We start from the raw sequence: 19270 nt of genomic DNA, 5'->3' as shown, positions 1-19270 counted from the left end.
CGTGCGGCCCGGCAAAGCCGGTTCCGCGGCATCCTTGGCATACCCGCTTACAGAAGCTGGGGTTCTTCCGAAGTACCATCCTGCGAGCCGGCAACTCCTCCTCCAACGGCCGGCAAGGAGAGCGCGATGAGATGGGAAGGCAACGAACAATCGGACAACGTCGAGGACCGCCGCGGTGAAGGTGGCGGAGGCGGCGGTGGCGGCTTCATCGGTGGCCGCGGCATCGGCATCGGGACCATTGCGGTCGCGCTGATCGCCGGCTGGGTCTTCGGCATCAATCCGCTCACGGTGCTGAGCCTGCTCAGCGGCGGGGGTGGCCCGGCCCAGGTGCAGCAACAGCAGCAGGGGCCGGCGCCCAAGCCGCCATCGGGCGACCGCGAGGCGGCCTTCGTTTCCACCGTGCTCAAGAACACCGAAGTGGTCTGGACGGGCATCTTCCGCCAGAACGGCGGCACCTACCATCCGCCGCGGCTCGTGCTGTTTCGCAACGCCACGCCCACGGCCTGCGGCACCGGGCAGTCGGCCATGGGGCCGTTCTACTGCCCGGGCGACCAGAAGGTCTATATCGACCTGGGCTTCTACGACACGCTGAAGAACCAGCTCGGCGCGCCGGGCGAGTTCGCGCAGGCCTACGTCATCGCGCACGAGGTCGGCCACCATGTGCAGGACGAGCTCGGCATCACCGCCAAGGTCGACGGCATGCGCAGCCGCCTGAGCCAGACGCAGAACAACGCGATGAGCGTTCGCGTCGAGCTGCAGGCCGACTGCTTCGCAGGCGTGTGGGCCCACCATTCGCAGGAGTCGAAGAAGTGGCTCGACCCGGGCGACATCGAGGCCGCCATGAATGCCGCGCAGAAGATCGGCGACGACGCCTTGCAGCGCTCCGCGGGCCGCGCGGTGGTGCCCGACAGCTTCACCCACGGCTCGAGCGCGCAGCGCCAGCGCTGGTTCGGCAACGGCTATCAGAGCGGCGACATCAAGGCCTGCGACACCTTCAATGCGCGCAGCCTCTGAGCTGCGGTCTTCCACAGCCGGCGCCGCTGCTGGCGGAATTGCTATTGAATAAATAGCAATTCCGCCCGCGCGGACGTTGTCATGCCGCAGTCACTGCCGTTTTTTGCGGCAATGCGACAATAGCGGGCTCAATGACAAGCTCCTTCTCCAATCTACTGCTGGCGGAACCGCTGGCGCGCGCCGTGGCCGAAATGGGCTACGAGACCATGACTCCGATCCAGGAACAGGCCATTCCGGTCGTGCTCTCGGGGCAGGACGTGATGGGCGCCGCCCAGACCGGCACCGGCAAGACGGCTGCGTTCTCGCTCCCGCTGCTGCAGCGCATGCTCAAGCATGAAAACGCCTCGACCTCGCCCGCGCGGCATCCGGTCCGGGCCCTGGTGTTGCTGCCCACGCGCGAGCTGGCAGACCAGGTCGCGCAGCAGATCAAGCTGTACGCCAAGTACACCAACCTGCGCAGCACGGTGGTGTTCGGCGGCATCGACATGAAGCCGCAGACGCTGGAACTGAAGAAGGGCGTCGAAGTGCTGGTGGCCACGCCGGGCCGACTGCTCGATCACATCGAAGCCAAGAACGCGGTGCTCAACCAGGTCGAATACGTGGTGCTCGACGAGGCCGACCGCATGCTCGACATCGGCTTCCTGCCCGACCTGCAGCGCATCCTGAGCTACCTGCCCAAGCAGCGCACCACGCTGCTGTTCTCCGCCACCTTCTCGCCCGAAATCAAGCGGCTGGCCGGCAGCTACCTGCAGAACCCGGTCACCATCGAAGTGGCGCGGCCGAACGAAACGGCCTCCACCGTCGAGCAGCATTTCTACAGCGTGGGCGACGACGACAAGCGCCGCGCGCTCAAGCAGATCGTTCGCCAGCGCGGCATTACCCAGGCCTTCGTGTTCGTCAACAGCAAGCTGGGCTGCGCGCGGCTCGCGCGTTCGCTGGAGCGCGACGGCCTTCGCACTTCCGCGCTGCACGGCGACAAGAGCCAGGACGAGCGCCTGAAGTCGCTGGCAGCCTTCAAGGCCGGCGAGGTCGACCTGCTGGTGTGCACCGACGTCGCGGCCCGCGGCCTCGACATCAAGGACGTGCCCGCCGTCTTCAACTTCGACATTCCGTTCAACGCCGAAGACTACGTGCACCGCATCGGCCGCACCGGCCGCGCCGGCGCCTCGGGCCTGGCGGTGAGCTTCGCCAGCGGCGGCAACGATGCTCGCCTGGTGGCCGACATCGAGAAGCTGATCAAGAAGAAGATCGAACTCGAACCGGTCGAATTCGAGGAAGACCGTCCGCGCGGCCGCATCAACGACGGACGCCGCCACTGGCGCGAGGAAGGCGAAGCGGGCGACGCACGCGACGTGCTCGACCAGCCGCGCGAACGCCGCGACGTCGACAGCCGGCGCGGCAGCGGCGGACGTCCGCACCGCGCCCCCGCCGCGCCGCGCGATCCGTTCTTCGACAAGCCCTACGAGCCCGGCCAGCCCGATGCAACGCCCGCATGGGAGGCTGCCGCCAAGAGCGCGACGCCCGCACGCGGCATCTCGAGCAACATCAAGCCCAAGCGCAAGGTCGCCGCCCTGTTCAAGAGCGCCGAGCCCAGCTGAACTGAGCCGGGCGGATACCGCCCCCTTGTTCCCCCTCTGTTCCTATTCGAGGAACGCCGAGGAACCGGCTTTGCCGGGCCTCAGGCGTTGCCCCCGGAGGGGGTTGGCGTAGCGACACGAAGTGCGCGAAGCCTGGGGGAGAGTTCAGGACTCCCCGGAAGGGGGTTGGCGCAGCGACACGAAGTGTGCGAAGCCTGGGGGAGAGCCTTTACCTCCAGCCGCGATGCCAGCCGTATTGCGGGTGGTGCCAGCCCCAGCCATAGCGCGGGTGGTAGGCCCAGACGAAACCTACGCCGGGCGATACGTATGTCGGTGCCACGTAGGCCACGCCAGGCGGCGCCGCGTACACGGGGGCGGCCGGTGCAACCACGCAGCCGGTCAGCAAGGCTGCCAGCGCGGCAGCGGACAGGGCAAGAACTGGAAATCTCATGGCGAAGCTCCTGGACGAGTTGTTGTCGGTGTGAACCTCCAACGTCGTCCAGTACCGCCGGATGACGGCCTTTACCCGGGCTACACACTGTGACCGGCGTGTCGCCTTCCTTTCAGGATGCTTTCGCCGAAGCCGCCCTTCAGATCACCTTGAAGTGGTGCGTTCCATCGCGCCCCAGCTGCGCGACCAAGCCGAACTCCCAGTCCAGGTAGGCCTGCATCGCCTCGGCCGGCGCATCGGTGCCCTCGTAGGGGCGGCGGTAGCGGTCGGTGCGCGCGGTCGCGAGGCGGGTCTCGCCGGTCTCGGCTTCGAGGCCCGCTGCGAACCACGCCGCATTGCCGCCGGCCAGCACCAGCACTTCGGCATCGCGCTGGCCGCGCGCGTCGAGCAGTGCTCGCAGGTCGGCGGCTGCGTAGCGTGCGAGCAGGCTGCTGCCGCAGGTCAGCACATAGCGCGACGAGGGCGGGATGGCCGTGTCGATCGCCTGCGGCAACTGCGCGCGAATCACATACCAGGCGCCCGGAATGTGGCGCTTCACGTAGTTGGCGCTGGTGGTCACGTCGATCACCGCGGTGCCGGGCTGCTTCAGCAGCGCAGCCAGCTCGGCCGGTGCGATCTCGTTCACCGCGACGGCAACCGGGGGATAAGCGCTCGCGGGAGGAGCGGTCTCGGTGAAGTCGGCCGCTGCCGGCACCGTGTCGAGCACGTAGACCTCCCACCCCATCTGCGCCAGCCACGACGCGCTCATCGATGCGCGCACGCCGTCGTCGTCCGCCAGCACGATGCGCGCGCCGCGCACCGGCACCTGGTGATCGGTTTCCTGCACCAGTTGCCCGCCGGGCGCGCTCGCAAAGCCGGGCAGGTGGCCTGCCGCGTATTCCTCGGGCGTGCGCACGTCGAAGCGGTAGACGGTGCGTCCGGGTTCCTCCAGCGTATGCAGAGCGTCCAGCGCGACGCGATGCACGCCCGCCTTGTCGGCCACGCGCCGCGCATCGGCCTGCGCCTGCGCGCGATGCGCTTCGGACACGGCCGCAGGCGCCTGCCCGTCCGCGCCGTGGTCGAGCACTTGTCCGGCCAGCTTCCAGCCGATGGTGCCGTTGCGCAGCGCGGCTACCGGATTGGGAATGCCCGCGTTCACCAGCGATTGCGTGCCGATGATGCTGCGCGTGCGGCCCGCGCAGTTCACGATCACCCGCGTCGCCGGATCGGGCGCGAGTTCGCGCACGCGCAGCACCAGCTCCGCGCCCGGCACGCTGGTGGCCGAGGGAATGCTCATCGTCTGGTATTCGTCGAAGCGGCGCGCGTCGAGCACCACCACGTCGGCCTTCGCGTCGATCAGTGCCTTCACCTCCGGTGCCGAGAGCGAGGGCGTGTGCCGTTCGTGCTCGACCAGTTCGCCGAAGGACTTGCTCGGCACGTTCACGTCGCGGAACAACTCGCCACCTGCCTTGCGCCAGCCTTCGAGCCCGCCGTCGAGCAGGTGCACGTTGGTGTAGCCCAGCGCGGCGAGGGTGCGCGCGGCCTGCGGCGCGAGGTCGGTGCCGGCGTGTTCGCCGTAGAGCACGATGAGCGTGTCGCGCCGCGGGATGCGCCGCCAGGCCTCGATCTCGATGCGCGACAGCGGCAGGTTGGCGGCCCACAGCGGGTGCTCCTGCGCGAACGGGTCTTCCTCGCGCACGTCGAGCAGCGCGGTCTCGTCGCGGGCGATGAGCCGCTCGCGCACGGCGGCGAAGGAAAGAACGGGAAAGCTGTTGGCGATGGTCGTCGTCATGCGTCTGTAGCGGCTCTGAGTTCGGCGCTGCGGTCCCACAGGTTGGGCAGCAGCGTGTTGGAGTATCCCGAGACGAAGGGCTTGTGGCCGCCCTCCGCGGGGTAAGTATGCCGGCGCACCGCGCCGATGTTCGCGCCGTAGACGTGGATGCTGATCGACACCCGGTCGGCGTGCGCGTTGTGCACGCGGTGCAGGTCGCCGACGGTGGGCGACACCGCTTCCACCTGGCCGGCCTCCAGCCGCACCGCCTCGCCGTGCGGGCGCGCATGGCCGTCGGTGCCGAGCGCGTAGCCCTGGCTGTACTCCGCGCCGCGCAGCATGCCGATCAGCCCCCACACGGTGTGGTCATGCACCGGCGTGGCCTGCCCGGGTCCCCAGACGAAGCTCACGACCGAGAAGCGCTCGGTGCTGTCGGCGTGCAGGAGGAACTGCTGGTAGCGCGCCGGGTCGGGCTGGGCGAAGGCGTCGGGCAGCCAGTCGTCGCGTGAGACCAGCTTGCGCAGCAGCGCGCCGCCTTCCGAAAGAATGCGCGGCTCGTCGGGCGCGCCATCGAGCAGCCGGCCGAAGGCGCCGACGAATTCGCGAAGAGGGGTCAGGGAGTTTGTCGTCATGCGGGGCGTTTCCAGACGCCAGTGTCGGTGATTGCGCGCACGTCCACCCGCACCGGCAGGATGTCGTCGCGCGCCGAGCGGTCGGCCACCGTCTGCAGCGCCGCGATGTCGGCCTCGCTCACCGGCCGGCCGGCCACCGAGGCCCGCGCGGTGATGATGCGCGACGACTCGATGGGCAGCCGCGTGAGCTGGCTGTAGGCCTGGGCATAGGCCTCTGGGTTGGCCAGTGCCCAGTCGCCCGCGCGGGCGAGCCGGTCGAGGAACTGCACGATCGCCGCGCGCTTGGCCGGATCGGCCAGCGAGGACTCGGTGGCCGTGATGAAGCCCAGCGCGGTGTTGATGCCGCGCCCGTCGCGCAGGATGCGCCCGCCCTGCTGCAGCGCGATGGTGTAGTAGGGGTCGAAGATGGCCCAGGCGTCGATCTGCTTCGAGGCGAAGGCGGCGGCCGCGTCGGTGGGCAGCACGAACTTCACCGTCACCTCCTCGCGCTTCACGCCGGCCTCCTCGAGGGCGCCGTAGAGCTGGTACTGCGAGATGCTGCCGCGCGCGGAAGACACGATTACCGTCTTGCCGCGCAGGTCCGCCACGCTGCGCAGCGGCGAATCGGGCTGCACCACGATGCCCAGCGAATCGGCCTTGCCGACGCGCGTGGCGACGATCTTCAGCGGCGTCTTGCCCACGGCCGCGGCGAGCACGGGCAGGTCGCCGGCCATGGCGGTGTCCACCGCCGCGCCGCGCTGCGCCTCGAAGAGCGGCGCGGCGCCCTGGAAGTTGGCCCAGCGGTAGGCGAAGGGTGCGCCTTCGAGCGCGCGCGACGCCTCGAACAGCGAGCGCAGTCCGCCCGCCTGGTCGCCGAGCACCAGCGCGGTCTGGGGCTGTGCAAAGGCGCGCAGCGAACCGGCGGCGGCCAGCGACAGCGCGGCGCCTTGCTTGAGCCAGCCGCGCCGCGAGGTCTTGGAAAAGAGCGCAGACGTCATGCGGCAGCTCCCGAAGCCAGCAGCGCGCGCTTGCCCGCTGCGACCAGGATCGCGTCGTTCTGCGGCGTGTGAATGCGGCTGCACAGCACATCGCGGTAGTGCCGCTCCAGCGGGTTCTGCCGCGTGAGGCCGTGGTTGCCGCTCAGCTGCAGCGCGAGCTCGACCGCGCGGATCGCGTTGCCCGTCACCGTGTACTTGAGCAGGCCGCTGTCGGCGGCCGGCTGCGCATGGCCGCCATCGACTGCGGCGGTGGCGTCGTCGAGCAGCACGCGGTTGGTGCGCAGCAGCGCCTCGATCTCGCCCACGTGCTCCTGCACGCGCGGCAGGCTGGCCAGCGGCGTGCCGAGGCTGCCGGGCGCGCGGCGGTTCAGGAAGCCGACGAGCCAGTCGCGCGCGGCCTGCGCCACGGCGTCGTAGAGGCTGCCGAGCAGCACCGTCATCCATGCCTGCTGGGTGGCGTGGGCGTCGATGTCGGTCTGGCTGCCCGCGTCGGGCGCCCAGTCGGCCGGCCGGCGCAGGTCCACTGCGTGGTCGGCATCGATGGCGACGTTCTCGAAGACGACTTCGTGGCTGCCCGAGGCGCGCAGGCCCAGGTGGTCCCAGCTCGCGATCACGCGCACGCCGGGCGCGTTGCGCGGCACCAGGAACACGCCGGTGCGCGGCTCGGCCTCGTCGGTGCGTGCCCACACGGCGAGCCAGCCCAGGCCCTCGATGCCGGTGGTGTAGAGCTTGTGGCCGTCGATCTTCCAGCCCTCGCCATCACGCCGCGCGACCGTGGCGGGCAGGCCGCCGCGTGCCGGCGAGCCCAGTGCGGGCTCCACGCGCAGCGCGTTGATGAGCGCGCCGGTCTCCACCGCGTCGCGCGTCACGCGCTCGCGCAGGTGCGCGGGCCAGCGGCTGTCCGGGCGCGTCAGCGCGTGGTGCTGCAGATAGGTCATCGTGAGGATCAGCGCTGTGGCCGGCTCGCCGCGCGCCACGGCCGAGATCACGCGCCGGGCCGTCGCCAGCGTGGCGCCGCCGCCGCCGTGCTCGGCGGGCGCGACCAGCCCGACGAGGCCGTGCGCCTGCAGGGCGGCGAAGTTCTCGCGCGGGAAGGCGCCGCTCAGGTCATGGTCGGCGGCGGTGGCCGCGAACTGGGCCGTGAGGCGGGCCAGCACGGAAGCGTCGACGGTGGTGGAGGAGGGATGTTCGGGCGCGGCCGGCGGGCGGCGCAGGGGGAGTGCACTCATGGTTTCCGCACGGTAGCGGCCCGTCCGCCGTGCGGAAACGACGCATCCTGCATATGCAAACTCGTTTTTCTGCGTTCGCTTCCATGCTGCGTCTGGTTACGGTCAGGGCGCATGAAATCAGACTTTCCCCTGGACCGGCGCCGGCTGCTGCAGGCCGCCGCGGCGCTGGCCGCGACCGGTTCCGCCGGCTGGACGCAAGCCGCCTCACCCTCGCGGGAAGCGTCGCGCGACCTCTCGGGCGTCACCCTGCGCGTGGGCACCTACAAGGGCCTGTGGCGGCCGCTGCTCACCGCCTCGGGCCAGGCCGACACGCCCTACAGGATCGACTGGCGCGAGCTCAACAACGGCGTGCTGCACATCGAGGCCATCAACGGCGACGCGCTCGACCTGGGCTCGGGCAGCGAGATCCCGCCGGTGTTCGCGGCGCGGCAGAAGTCCAGCGTGAAGCTGGTGGCCGTCACGCATGAAGACCTGAACAACCAGGCCACCCTGGCGCGCAAGGATGCGCCGATCCGCAGCATCGCCGACTTCAAGGGCAAGCGGGTGGGCTACGTGCGCGCCACCACCTCGCACTACTACCTCGCCAAGCAGCTGGCCGAGGCGGGCCTCACGTTCAGCGACATCCAGGCCGTCAGCCTCACGCCTTCGGACGGCCTCTCGGCCTTCGCGCGCGGCGATCTCGATGCCTGGGCCATCTACGGCTACAACGGCCAGCTCGCGCGCACCCAGTACGGGGCGCGGGTCATCAAGACGGGCGTGGGGTACCTCTCGGGCAACTTCCCAATCTACGCCAACCCGCGCGCGCTCGACGACCAGCTGCGCCGCGCCGCGCTAGCAGATCTGCTGCAGCGCCTGCAGCGCTCGTTCGCGTGGATCAACGGCAACTTCCTGGCCTACGCCCGCGCCCAGTCGGCCGAGACGCGCGTGCCCGTGGGCGACATCGTCGAGCTGTTCAACCGCCGCAGCGGCGACTACAGCCTGGGCCCCGTGAGCGACGCGGTGGTGCGCAGCCACCAGGACGTGGCCGACACCTTCCTGAAGATCGGCGTGCTCGACGGCCCGGCCGACGTGAAGCCCCTGTGGGACCGCAGCTTCGAGAGCGTGCTGCGCCTGCCCGCCGCCTGACAGCCTGACAGCCTGACACCCACCTCCCGCCAACAGATACAGACAAGGACAGCACCATGAGCCAGCAGTCACAGCAACAAGACGGCGTCGTCGAATTCATCGGCATGATCCAGGGCCAGAAGGTCTCGGAGATCCACGCGGCCAAGGGGCCCTCGCTCGACCGCGACTACGTGCGCGCCTTCGCGCAGGCCCACGAGACGGCGGGCTTCGACCGCGTGCTGGTGCCGCACCACTCGACCAGCCCCGACGCCACGCTCACCGTGGCCTACGCGGCCTCGGTCACCGAGCGCATCCACTTCATGCTCGCGCACCGCCCCGGCTTCGTCGCGCCCACGCTGGCCGCGCGGCAGTTCGCCTCGCTCGACCAGTTCAGCGGCGGCCGGCTCGGCGTGCACTACATCTCCGGCGGCTCCGACGAGGAACAGCGCCGCGACGGCGACTGGCTCGACCACGACCAGCGCTATGCCCGCACCGACGAGTACCTCGAGGTGCTGCACAAGGTGTGGACGGCGGAGAAGCCCTTCGACCATGAAGGCGCGCACTACCGCTTCCAGAACGCGTTCTCCGAAGTCAAGCCGGTGCAGACGCGCAATGGCAAGCCGCACGTGCCCGTGTACTTCGGCGGCGCATCGGAGGCTGCGATTCCGGTGGCCGGCAAGTACGCCGACGTGTACGCGCTGTGGGGCGAGTCGCTCGACCAGGCGCGCGAACTGACCACGCGCGTGCGCGCCGAGGCGGCCAAGCACGGGCGCAGCGTGCGCTTTTCGGTGTCGTTTCGCCCGATCCTGGCGGAGACCGAAGAGGCCGCATGGGCGCGCGCCGAGAACATCCTGGCCGAGACCAAGCGGTTGCGCGTGGTGCAGGGCTACAACCGCGGCGGCCCGCAGCAGAGCGAAGGCGCCAAGCGGCTGCTGGCCGCGGCAGAGAAGGGCTCGCGGCTCGACAAGCGGCTGTGGACCGCGGTCGCGCAGGAGATCGGCGGGCGCTCCAACAGCACCGCGCTGGTTGGCACGCCCGAGCAGGTGGCCGACGCGCTGCTCGACTACTACGACCTGGGCGTCACCACCTTCCTGATCCGCGGCTTCGATCCGCTGGAAGACGCGCTGGACTACGGCCGCGAGCTGATTCCGCGCACGCGGGAGCTGGTGGCGCAGCGCGCCGCCTCGGTCCGCAAAGCTGCCTGACTTGAATGAATTACTCCCTCCCCCTCTGGGGGAGGGCAGGGGTGGGGGCAGGCGGCCTTGAACACCGTCACGGAGTTGAAGCCGTCATGCCCCCATCCCAACCTTCCCCCAGAGGGGGAAGGAGCAAAAAACCGAACACCCAGGAAACCCCATGAGCGCAGTTCTCTCCATCGACCGCAACGCGGCTTCGCAGCCGCTGAAGCTCAACCCGAACCCGCAGCAGAAGTACTGGTTCGACCCCGTCCCGCCGCGCACCACCATCCAGGCCGAGCGCCGCCACCGGCAGGAGCGCCTGGCGGGCGCCTTCCGCCTGTTCGCGCGCTTCGGCTTTGCGCAGGGGCTGGCCGGCCACATCACGGCGCGCGACCCGGAGCTGACCGACCACTTCTGGGTCAATCCGCTGGGCATCCATTTCTCGCGCATCAAGGTGTCCGACCTGCTGCTCGTCAACTCGAAGGGCGAGACCGTGATCGGCGACAGGCCGCTCAACAAGGCCGCCTTCGCGATCCACGCGGCCATTCACGAGCACAACCCGAAGATCATCGCCGCCGCCCACACGCACTCGACCTACGGCAAGGCCTGGTCGACGCTGGGCCGCAAGCTCGACACCATCACGCAGGACAGCTGCGTGTTCCACGACGACGTGGCGCTGTTCGACGACTTCACCGGCATGGTGGTCGACACCAGCGAGGGCGAGCGCATCGCCCAGGCGCTGGGCGACAGGAAGGGCGCCATCCTCAAGAACCACGGCATCCTGACGGCCGGCCCCACGGTGGAGGCCGCCGCCTGGTGGTACATCGCGCTGGACAACGCCTGCCACACGCAACTGCTGGCCGAGGCCGCGGGCAAGCCGCAGCCCATCGACGAGGCGACGGCGCGCCACACGCACAGCCAGATCGGCGGGCCCGAAGGCGCCATCCATTCCTTCGACAGCCTCTACGAAGGCCTGGTCGAGGCCGAGCCCGAACTGCTTCTCTGACCCGAACCCCACGACGATGAACGCAACTCTCTCCCGCCGCAGGCTGCTGCGCGCCGGCGGCGCCGCCGCGGTGGTCGCCTCCGGCGGCCTGATCGCCTCGCAGGCCTTCTCGCAGCAGTCCCGCAAGCTCACCTTCGCCTGGAACGCCACGGCCTTCTGCCTCTCGCCAGTGGTGGTGGCGCAGGAGCGCGGCTACTTCGAACGCAACGGGCTGCAGGTCGACCTCATCAACTACACGGGCTCCACCGACCAGCTGCTGGAGTCGCTCGCCACCGCCAAGGCGGATGCGGCCGTGGGCATGATCCACCGCTGGCTCAAGCCGCTCGAATCGGGCTTCGACGTGAAGATCGTCGGCAGCTCGCACGGCGGCTGCGTGCGGCTGGTGGGCGCGAAGAGCGCGGGCGTCACCGACCTGGCGAGCCTGAAGGGCAAGACCATCGGCGTGTCGGACATCGCGAGCCCGGGCAAGAACTTCTTCTCGATCCTGCTCGCGAAGAATGGCATCGACGCCGAGAAGGACGTGGTCTGGCGCCAGTACCCGGCCGACCTGCTCGACATCGCGGTGAAGAAGGGCGAGATCCAGGCCATCGCCGACGGCGACCCCAACATCTACCTGATCGAGAAGCGCAACCAGGGCGCCTTCGTGGAGGTGGCGAGCAACCTCTCGGGCGAATACAAGGACAAGGTCTGCTGCATCGTCGGCGCGCGCGGCGAACTGGTGCGCAAGGACAAGGCGACCGTCGCCTCGCTGGTGCGCTCCATCGTGCAGGCCTCGGACTACGTGGCCGAGAACCCGAACGAGTCGGCCAAGCTCTTCGCCAGGTACTCGCCCAAGGTCGCGGTGGAGGACCTGCGCGCACTGCTGGGCACGCTCACGCACAAGCACCACCCGGTGGGCCGCAACCTGCGCGACGAGGTCGAGTTCTATGCGCGCGATTTCCGCGGCGTGGGCGTGCTCAAGAAGACCACCGACCCGGTCCGCTTCGCCGAGCACGTCTCCTTCGATCCCCTGGCATGAACATGGACAGAAGCCGCATCCGCATGAACCACAGTTCCCGTCGTCAGTTCCTCGCCCGAGGCACGGCCGCCGCCGCTGCCGTCGCTTCTTCGATCGCATTGCCCGGCATGGTTTACGCGCAGGGCCGCCCGGTGCTCAAGGCCGGCGACCAGAAGGGCGGCCTGCGCGCGCTGCTCGAGGCGGCGGGCGGGCTGGAAGGGCTCGGCTACGACATCCAGTGGTCGGAGTTCCCGGCCGCCGCGCCGCTGGCCGAGGCGCTCAACGCCGCGGCGGTCGATTCGGGCCCCATCGGCGATGCACCGCTGATCTTCGCTCTGGCAGCCGGCACGCGCGTGAAGGCCATCGGTGCGAACCGTTCCGACTCCTACGGCACGGCCGTGCTCGTGCGGCCCGATTCGACGCTGAAGACCGCCGCCGACCTCAAGGGCAAGAGCGTGGCCACCAACCGCGGCTCCATCGGCCACTACGTCACGCTCAAGGCCATCACGTCGGCCGGCCTCAAGCCGGAGGACGTGAACCTGCGCTTCCTGGCGCCGGCGGATGCCAAGCTCGCGCTCACGCAGGGCTCGGTCGACGCCTGGGCCACCTGGGAGCCCTACACCGCGCTGGCCGAGGTCAGCAAGCACGCGCGGGTGCTCGTCAGCGGGCGCGGGCTGCTGCCGGGGCTGAGCTACCTCGCGGCCACCGACAGCGCCATTGCTGCCAAGCGACCGGTGCTGCAGGACTTTCTGCAGCGCGTGGTGAAGGCGCAGCTCTGGTCGTACCGCAACGTCGATGCCTATTCGGCTGCGCTGGCGCGCATCATCGGCATTCCGCCCGAGGCGGCGAAGCTGCAGTTCGAGCGCCGCCAGCAGAAGTGGGTGGCCATCGACGCGCAGGTCATCGCCGACCAGCAGGGCACGGCCGACTTCTACCGGCAGGTGGGGCTCATCAAGCAGCCGCTGGACGTGAAGGGCACCTTCGACACCGGCTTCGGCGTGGCCGGCTGACTGAGACCGCAAGCGCTGCGCCGGACCGTAGCTGAGTCCAAGACTCCCGTAGTTGCGTCCCCGGGGCGCGGGGCTGTGCTGGCTAGAGTCGTCGCATGACTTCCTATGCCATTTCCCCCGCTCCCGTCCATTCGCTGCCCATCCAGGGCGAGCAGGCCCGCTTCCCGGTCAACCGCATCTTCTGCGTGGGCCGCAACTACTCCGAGCACGCCCGCGAGATGGGTCACAACCCCGACCGCGAGCCGCCGTTCTTCTTCATGAAGCCTGCCAGCGCCATCGTGGCCGACGGCGGCGAGTTCGCCTATCCGGCGCTGTCGAGCGACGTGCACCACGAGATCGAACTGGTGGTCGCGCTCAAGACCGGCGGCGCGAACATCGCCGCAGCCGACGCGCTCGGCCACGTGTACGGCTATGCCGTCGGCCTCGACATGACCCGCCGCGACCTGCAGGCGGAAGCCAAGAAGATGGGCCGCCCCTGGGACACCGGCAAGGCCTTCGACGGCTCGGCGCCCTGCGGCGAACTGGTGCCGGTGGCCAAGGCCGGCCATCCGGCCAAGGGCGAGATCCGCCTCGATGTGAACGGCGCCCAGCGCCAGGTGGGCGACCTCGCCGACATGATCTGGAACGTGCCCGACACCATCGCCTACCTCTCGACCCTGTTCACGCTGCAGCCCGGCGACCTGATCTTCACCGGCACCCCGGCCGGCGTGGCGGCGGTGCAGCGCGGCGACCGCATGCGCGGCAGCGTGGCGGGCGTCGGCGTGCTCGAAGTCGCGGTCGTCTGAGCCTGAAGGCCGCGCCCCCACCGCGCCCTCCGCGCCTGGCGGGCGCGGGCGGTTCGCCGGCCCGCAAGTTGGCGTACCCTCGCAGGCGAAAGACGAAGACGCCTGCCCCGATGCGCCCCTCCACACCTACGTCCGTCCGCACCTACGGCATGCACGAGCGTGCCGACCACCTCGACTTCGACATCCGCTTCCAGGGCGCGCGCAACGAGCTCACGCTGCCGCACCGGCATGCGTATTTCCAGATCCAGGTCGGCATCGAGGGCAGCTCGCAGCAGTCCATCGGCGGCGAGGTGCGGCCCTTCGGGCCGCGGCACCTGAGCTTCGTGCTGCCGTACCGGGTGCACGTGATTCCGCATCCGCCCGACGCGCTGTACTGCATCGTCAACTTCGACCAGCGCTTCCTGTGGCCCGAGCTCGACGTCGACGCGCTCGACCTGGAAGACGTACCGCTCGCGCGGCACCCCGACCTCGCGCCCTTCCTGTTCCAGGAGTACGTCGACTTCGCCTTCGACGAGGCCGACTTCGCGCGCATCCGCGGCTGGCTCGACGAGCTGCATGCGCTGAACGCGAGCCGCAGCTTCGGCGCCAAGACGGCGATGCGGGGCATCCTGCAGCAGGTCATCGGCCTGGCCTGCATGCGGCAGGAGCAGGCGCTGATGCGGCTTTCGCTGCAGCACGACGGCAAGACATCGCAGCGCGACGCGCTGCAGCGCGTGGTGCGCTACGTGCGCGACAACCTCGACAAGCCGCTGTCGCTGACCGACGCGGCCGCCGCCGCCTTCCTTTCGCCCAACTACCTGGCCAACCTGCTGCGCAAGGAAACCGACCGCACCTTCACCGACCTCGTGACCGAGCGGCGCATCGAGCGCGCGAAGGAGCTGCTCGCGTCCACCTCGCTGCTGGTGCGGGAGATCGCGCACCAGTGCGGCTTTGCCGATGAGGCGTATTTCAACCGGCGCTTCCGGCAGGTGGTGGGGAGTACGCCGCGCAACTTCAGGCGCGAGCACGTGGTGGGCAGGGGCGGCTAGGCATTGCCGCGTTCCGCTGCCCGGGCGAGCTGGGACAGCCGCTTCACCAGCGGCTCGAAAAGCTCGGCCGGCGTGTTGCCGTAGCCCAGCACCAGCCCGCTGTACGGCGGCATGGACGGCAGGGGCTGCATCGCGAAGCCCGACAGCGGCGTGGGCGCGATGCGACGGCGCAGTGCCTCGGCAGCGATCTTCCGGTCGTCGAAGCGCTCCGGCAGGCGCACCGTGAGGTGCATGCCGCAGTGGCCGCCGTCGATCCCGTGCGGCACCTCGAAGTGCCTGCCCAGCGCGAGCCGCAGCGCCTGCTGCCGGTCGCGGTACAGCCTGCGCATGCGGCCCAGGTGCCGGCTGAACTGGCCGCTTTCCATGAAGTCGGCCATGGCGAGCTGTTCGTAGCGGTGGCCGCCGCGCAGCATCTCTTCGAGCGGCGTCCGCACGGCGTTCACGAGCCGCTCGGGCAGCACGAGGAAGCCGAGCCGCAGCGACGGGAACATCGTCTTGCTGAAGGAGCCGATGTAGAGCACGGGCGCGTCGTCCACCAACCCCTGCATCGCGACGATGGGCTCGCCCGTGTGGCGGAACTCGCTGTCGTAGTCGTCCTCGACGATCCACGCGCCGTGCCGGCGAGCCTGCGCAATGAGCTCCAGGCGGCGCGCGATGCTCAGAACGGAGCCCATCGGGTATTGGTGCGACGGGGTGGTGTAGACCAGCCGGGGCGGGTGCTCCCGCCAATCGCGCCCGTCCACGCAGAGACCCTCGGCATCCACGCGCATGGGCACGATGCGCATGTCGCCCGCGTGCATGGCGGCCTTCGCGCCGCGGTAGCCGGGGTCTTCGACCCAGCCGGTGTCGCCGGGGTTGGATAGCAGCCGAACGCACAGCGAGATGGCTTCCTGAGCGCCTTCGGCAATGACGACCTGCCGCGGCTCGCAGCGCACGCCACGCGCCACCGACAGGTGCCGCGCGATGGCCGCGCGCAACGCAGGCTCGCCCAGCGGATCGCCGTAGCCTAGCGCCGCCGAGCCACCTTCGCGGATCGCGCGGTCGAGCGAACGCCGCCATGCAGCCAGCGGAAAGTGCGACAGCGCGGGCACGCCGGGGCGCAGCGCCGCGCCCATGTCGGCACGCGAGGCGCTCGGCAGGATCCTGGCGAGGCGCTGCGCGGTGGCTGGCGTGGCTGGCTGCCCGCCGGTGTGCTCGTTCGTCCGTTCGCGCTTCGACGGCGCGGGCGATGAAAGCTCGGTCACGCGCGTGCCCTGCCGGTCGGGTCGCACGTAGCCTTCGGCCGCCAGGTGCTCGTAGGTCGCGGTGACCGTGTTGCGCGAGACGCCGAGCGCCTCGGCCAGCGCGCGGGAGCCCGGCAGGCGGCTGCCGGGCGCGAGGCTGCCGTCGAGGATGGCGCCCTTGAGGCGGTCGTGCAGCTGGCGCTGCATCGGGGCGGCGTCCGGTGCTCGGGAGAGCGCAGCGTCTAGAAGGGCGGACGGAGCGGAAGGCTTGGCAGGTCGTGGCACCATGAAATCTCTCTTTCATGGCACTTTTGGTGGCGCCACGTTGCGGGTACTTTAGCGATCTCCGGCACCGCCGTTCACCATCCAACGAAAGCGCTTCACTGATGTCAGCCCGCCAAAACGAGTTCGGCCAATCCATCGGCCCCGACCTGCCCGGATGGACGCCGCGCCCCCAGCCGCCGCGCCGCGCCGTCGAGGGCCGCTTCTGCAGGCTCGAACCGATCGACCCCGCCAGGCACGCCGACGACCTGCACGCCGCCTACGCGCAGGCTCCCGACGGACGCGACTGGACCTACCTCGGCGTCGAGCGTCCCGCCGATGCCGACGGCACCCAGGCCTACATCGAGCGCATCTCGAAAAGCACCGATCCGCTGCACTTCGCCGTGATCGACAAACAAAGCGGCCGCGCGGTCGGCTCGCTGGCGCTGATGCGCATCGACCCCGCCAACGGCGCCATCGAGGTGGGTACCGTCAACTTCTCGCCGCTCCTGAAGAACACGCCGATGTCCACCGAGGCGCAGTACCTGCTGATGAAGCTCGCCTTCGACGAGCTGGGCTACCGCCGCTACGAGTGGAAGTGCGACAACTTCAATGAGCCTTCCAAGCGCGCTGCGCTGCGGCTGGGCTTCAGGTACGAGGGGCTGTTCCGCCAGGCCGTGGTCTACAAGGGCCGCACGCGCGACACGGCGTGGTTCTCGATCATCGACGGCGAGTGGCCGGCGCTGCGCACGGCCTTCGAGCGCTGGCTGGCACCGGACAACTTCGATGCGCAGGAGCGGCAGCGCATGTCGCTGGACAAGTTCCGGCTGCCGTCCTCCTGACGGTGGTGGCTCAGCCGGCTACTTGCCGGGCTTCTGCGCCTGCTCGCACTCGACCTGGATCAGCTCGCGCTCGTCCAGCGTCGCGCCGATGCGCACCGCGCTAAGGCAGCCGCCCCACACGCAGCCGGTGTCGGTGGAGAGCAGGTCGGGCCGCGAGAGCCAGCCCAGGGTCGACCAGTGGCCGAAGGCGAGGGTGGCATTCGCCGTCTTGCGCCCGGGTACGTCGAACCAGGGCATGTAGCCCTCGGGCGCGTTGGACGCACTGTCCGTGACGTCGAAGTCCATCACGCCGTCGGCCGTGCAGAAGCGCAGCCGCGTCAGCGCGTTGACGATGGCGCGCAGCCGGGCGCTGCCGGTGAGGGTGTCCTGCCACTGCGCCGGCTCGTTGCCGTACATCGACATCATGAATTCGCCCAGTGCCGGCCCGCGCAGCACCGATTCGACCTCGGACGCCAGCACCAGCGTCTCGCCCACCGTCCATTGCGGCAGTACGCCCGCGTGCACCATCAGCAGGTCGCCGCTGCCGATGCGCATGTGCAGCGCCATGTGCTGCTGGCGAAGCCAGTCGAGCAGCTCTTCGGCGTCGGGCGCGACCAGCAGCTCGGCCAGCGTGTCCTTGCGCCCGGGCTTGCGCGCGCCGTGCGCCACGCCCAGCAGGTGCAGGTCGTGGTTGCCCAGCAGGCTCAGGGCGGAGGCGCCGTAGCCCCGTATGCGGCGCAGCACGGCGAGCGAGTCGGGGCCCCGGTTCACCAGGTCGCCCAGCAGCACGATGGTGTCGCGGCTGGGGGAGAAATCGATCTTCTGCAGCAGCCGCTGGAAGGGCGCGTCGCAGCCTTGCAGGTCGCCAATCAAGTAAAGTGCCATTCCCCCATTCTCTCCCGCAGTTCATGGATGTCTTCCTCCTGGCCTTGCTGACCACGCTCAACGCGTTGTTCGCAATGTCCGAAATGGCCCTTTCCACCAGCCGGCGCGCACGTCTCGCGGCCTTGGCAGAAACGGGGGACGCCGGCGCGGTGGCCGCGCTGAAGCTCATGGAGGCGCCCACGCAGTTCCTCTCGACGGTGCAGATCGGCATCACCTCCATCGGCATGCTCAGCGGCATCGTGGGCGAGGCCGCCTTTGCCGAGCCCCTCGCGGTCTGGATGGAAGGCGTCGGCATGGGCCGCGGCACCGCGAGCATCGCCTCCACCGCCGTGGTGGTGACCTGCATCACCTTCTTCACCATCATCTTCGGCGAGCTGGTGCCCAAGCGCATCGGCCAGCTGTATCCCGAGCCGGTGGCGCGCTGGGTGTCGCGCCCGATGCGCGGGCTGGCCAAGGGCGCCAAGCCCTTCGTGTGGCTGCTGGCGGGCGCCACGGCCACCACGCTGAAGGTGCTGCGCATCGACGCCAACGCGGCGCGCTCGGTGACGGAGGAAGAGATCTCCGCGAGCCTCGAAGAGGGCGTGGACGCCGGCGTCATCGAGCAGCACGAGCACCAGATGGTGCGCAACGTGTTCCACCTCGACGACAGGCGCCTGTCGTCGCTGATGATCCCGCGCGCCGACATCGAGTGGCTCGACGCCTCCTTCACGGTGCAGCAGGCGCTGCAGAAGGTGGCCGACGCGGCCGCGCTCAACCTCGTGCATTCCTGGTACCCCGTGTGCCGCAATTCGCTCGACGACGTGGTCGGCGTGGTCAGCGTGGCGCACCTGCTGCGCCTGGGGCCCGCGCACACCGGCGTGCTGGGCCAGGAGGCATCGCCCGCCGTGTTCGTGCCCGAGACGCTCACCGGCATGGAGCTGCTGGAGCAGTTCCGCGCCCGCGCCGGCCGCCTCGTGTTCGTGGTCGACGAATACGGCGTGGTGCAGGGCCTCATGACCCCCCGCGACCTGCTCGAAGCCATCACCGGCGAACTGCAGCCAGGCATGCAGACCGACGCCTGGGCGCATCAGCGGCCCGACGGCCTGTGGGAGCTCGACGGGCTCATGCCCGTGTCGGAGCTGCGCGCGCGCCTGGGCATCCGCGAGCTGCCCGACGAGGAGCGCGGCCTCTACAACACCGTGGCCGGCCTGCTGATGGCCGTGTCGGGCCACCTGCCGGAGGTGGGCGAGCAGATCGACTGCGCCGGCTGGTGCTTCGAGATCGTCGCGCTGGAAGGCCGCCGCATCGACCGCGTGCTGGCCTCGCCCGACCCGACCGCGCCACCCAAGGAAGAGTAGGGCGC

Annotated in this window: 18 protein-coding genes; 11 read left to right on the top strand and 7 right to left on the bottom strand. The window is 69.9% G+C overall.

Features of this window, described 5'->3' with window-relative positions; all coding sequences use genetic code 11:
* The first annotated feature begins 126 nt into the window (after positions 1–126).
* Both FHT32_RS00510 and FHT32_RS00505 read left to right on the top strand, forming a co-directional pair.
* Entirely contained in the window at positions 127–1014 is an 888-nt protein-coding gene (locus FHT32_RS00510; protein WP_176662726.1) for a neutral zinc metallopeptidase, read from the top strand.
* A 131-nt stretch (positions 1015–1145) separates the two neighbouring features.
* Positions 1146–2612: a DEAD/DEAH box helicase gene (locus tag FHT32_RS00505; protein WP_176662725.1), complete on the top strand. Its 1467-nt coding sequence runs from the start codon at positions 1146–1148 to the stop codon at positions 2610–2612.
* Between the two features lie 208 nt (positions 2613–2820).
* On the opposite strand, the gene FHT32_RS00500 is transcribed toward FHT32_RS00505, so the two are convergent.
* The 5 genes from FHT32_RS00500 to FHT32_RS00480 all read right to left on the bottom strand — a co-directional run bounded on the left by FHT32_RS00500 (position 2821) and on the right by FHT32_RS00480 (position 7630).
* Positions 2821–3042 (bottom strand): hypothetical protein, encoded by a 222-nt coding sequence (locus FHT32_RS00500; protein WP_176662724.1) that lies wholly within the window; start codon positions 3040–3042, stop codon positions 2821–2823.
* 139 nt (positions 3043–3181) lie between these two features.
* A complete protein-coding gene (locus tag FHT32_RS00495; protein WP_176662723.1) occupies positions 3182–4813 on the bottom strand; it encodes a rhodanese-related sulfurtransferase in 1632 nt (543 codons plus the stop codon).
* Complete coding sequence (locus FHT32_RS00490) at positions 4810–5424, bottom strand: cysteine dioxygenase (RefSeq protein ID WP_176662722.1); 615 nt, start codon at positions 5422–5424, stop codon at positions 4810–4812. The genes FHT32_RS00495 and FHT32_RS00490 overlap by 4 nt, the downstream gene beginning before the upstream one ends.
* Positions 5421–6401, bottom strand: coding sequence for an ABC transporter substrate-binding protein (locus tag FHT32_RS00485; protein ID WP_176662721.1), 981 nt, complete (start codon positions 6399–6401; stop codon positions 5421–5423). Before FHT32_RS00485 ends, FHT32_RS00490 begins: the two co-directional genes overlap by 4 nt.
* Positions 6398–7630: an acyl-CoA dehydrogenase family protein gene (locus tag FHT32_RS00480; protein WP_176662720.1), complete on the bottom strand. Its 1233-nt coding sequence runs from the start codon at positions 7628–7630 to the stop codon at positions 6398–6400. The genes FHT32_RS00485 and FHT32_RS00480 overlap by 4 nt, the downstream gene beginning before the upstream one ends.
* A gap of 111 nt (positions 7631–7741) precedes the next feature.
* On the opposite strand from FHT32_RS00480, the gene FHT32_RS00475 reads away from it, so the two are divergent.
* The 7 genes from FHT32_RS00475 to FHT32_RS00445 all read left to right on the top strand — a co-directional run bounded on the left by FHT32_RS00475 (position 7742) and on the right by FHT32_RS00445 (position 14738).
* The gene (locus tag FHT32_RS00475; RefSeq protein ID WP_176662719.1) at positions 7742–8755 is read left to right on the top strand and encodes an ABC transporter substrate-binding protein; all 1014 of its coding nucleotides are present in this window, start codon (positions 7742–7744) and stop codon (positions 8753–8755) included.
* 56 nt (positions 8756–8811) lie between these two features.
* Complete coding sequence (locus tag FHT32_RS00470; RefSeq protein ID WP_176662718.1) at positions 8812–9939, top strand: LLM class flavin-dependent oxidoreductase; 1128 nt, start codon at positions 8812–8814, stop codon at positions 9937–9939.
* A gap of 151 nt (positions 9940–10090) precedes the next feature.
* The gene (locus FHT32_RS00465; RefSeq protein ID WP_176662717.1) at positions 10091–10918 is read left to right on the top strand and encodes a class II aldolase/adducin family protein; all 828 of its coding nucleotides are present in this window, start codon (positions 10091–10093) and stop codon (positions 10916–10918) included.
* A gap of 16 nt (positions 10919–10934) precedes the next feature.
* Positions 10935–11936: an ABC transporter substrate-binding protein gene (locus FHT32_RS00460; protein ID WP_176662716.1), complete on the top strand. Its 1002-nt coding sequence runs from the start codon at positions 10935–10937 to the stop codon at positions 11934–11936.
* Positions 11937–11959: 23 nt separating this feature from the next.
* Positions 11960–12925 carry an ABC transporter substrate-binding protein gene (locus FHT32_RS00455; protein WP_176662715.1) on the top strand — a complete coding sequence of 322 codons (966 nt, stop codon included), beginning with the start codon at positions 11960–11962 and terminating at the stop codon, positions 12923–12925.
* Positions 12926–13020: 95 nt separating this feature from the next.
* On the top strand, positions 13021–13710 hold the full coding sequence (locus tag FHT32_RS00450) for a fumarylacetoacetate hydrolase family protein (RefSeq protein WP_176662714.1): 690 nt from the start codon (positions 13021–13023) through the stop codon (positions 13708–13710).
* 110 nt (positions 13711–13820) lie between these two features.
* On the top strand, positions 13821–14738 hold the full coding sequence (locus FHT32_RS00445) for an AraC family transcriptional regulator (RefSeq protein WP_256098825.1): 918 nt from the start codon (positions 13821–13823) through the stop codon (positions 14736–14738).
* Here the strand turns inward: FHT32_RS00445 and FHT32_RS00440 are convergent.
* Positions 14735–16249: a PLP-dependent aminotransferase family protein gene (locus FHT32_RS00440; protein WP_176662713.1), complete on the bottom strand. Its 1515-nt coding sequence runs from the start codon at positions 16247–16249 to the stop codon at positions 14735–14737. The two genes, FHT32_RS00445 and FHT32_RS00440, sit on opposite strands and share 4 nt — an antisense overlap.
* A gap of 98 nt (positions 16250–16347) precedes the next feature.
* Here FHT32_RS00440 and FHT32_RS00435 point away from each other — a divergent pair, with 98 nt between their 5' ends.
* A complete protein-coding gene (locus tag FHT32_RS00435) occupies positions 16348–17064 on the top strand; it encodes a GNAT family N-acetyltransferase (RefSeq protein WP_176662712.1) in 717 nt (238 codons plus the stop codon).
* Positions 17065–17082: 18 nt separating this feature from the next.
* Here the strand turns inward: FHT32_RS00435 and FHT32_RS00430 are convergent, their stop codons facing one another.
* Positions 17083–17928, bottom strand: a complete 846-nt coding sequence (locus FHT32_RS00430) for a symmetrical bis(5'-nucleosyl)-tetraphosphatase (protein ID WP_176662711.1) — start codon at positions 17926–17928, stop codon at positions 17083–17085.
* A gap of 23 nt (positions 17929–17951) precedes the next feature.
* On the opposite strand from FHT32_RS00430, the gene FHT32_RS00425 reads away from it, so the two are divergent.
* Positions 17952–19265, top strand: a complete 1314-nt coding sequence (locus FHT32_RS00425; RefSeq protein WP_176662710.1) for a hemolysin family protein — start codon at positions 17952–17954, stop codon at positions 19263–19265.
* Positions 19266–19270 lie beyond the last annotated feature (5 nt).

Origin of the sequence: Variovorax sp. SG517, assembly GCF_013376045.1 — a bacterium.
In the GTDB taxonomy this organism is placed as follows: Bacteria; Pseudomonadota; Gammaproteobacteria; order Burkholderiales; family Burkholderiaceae_C; genus Variovorax.
This window is presented reverse-complemented; position numbering and strand designations above follow the sequence as displayed.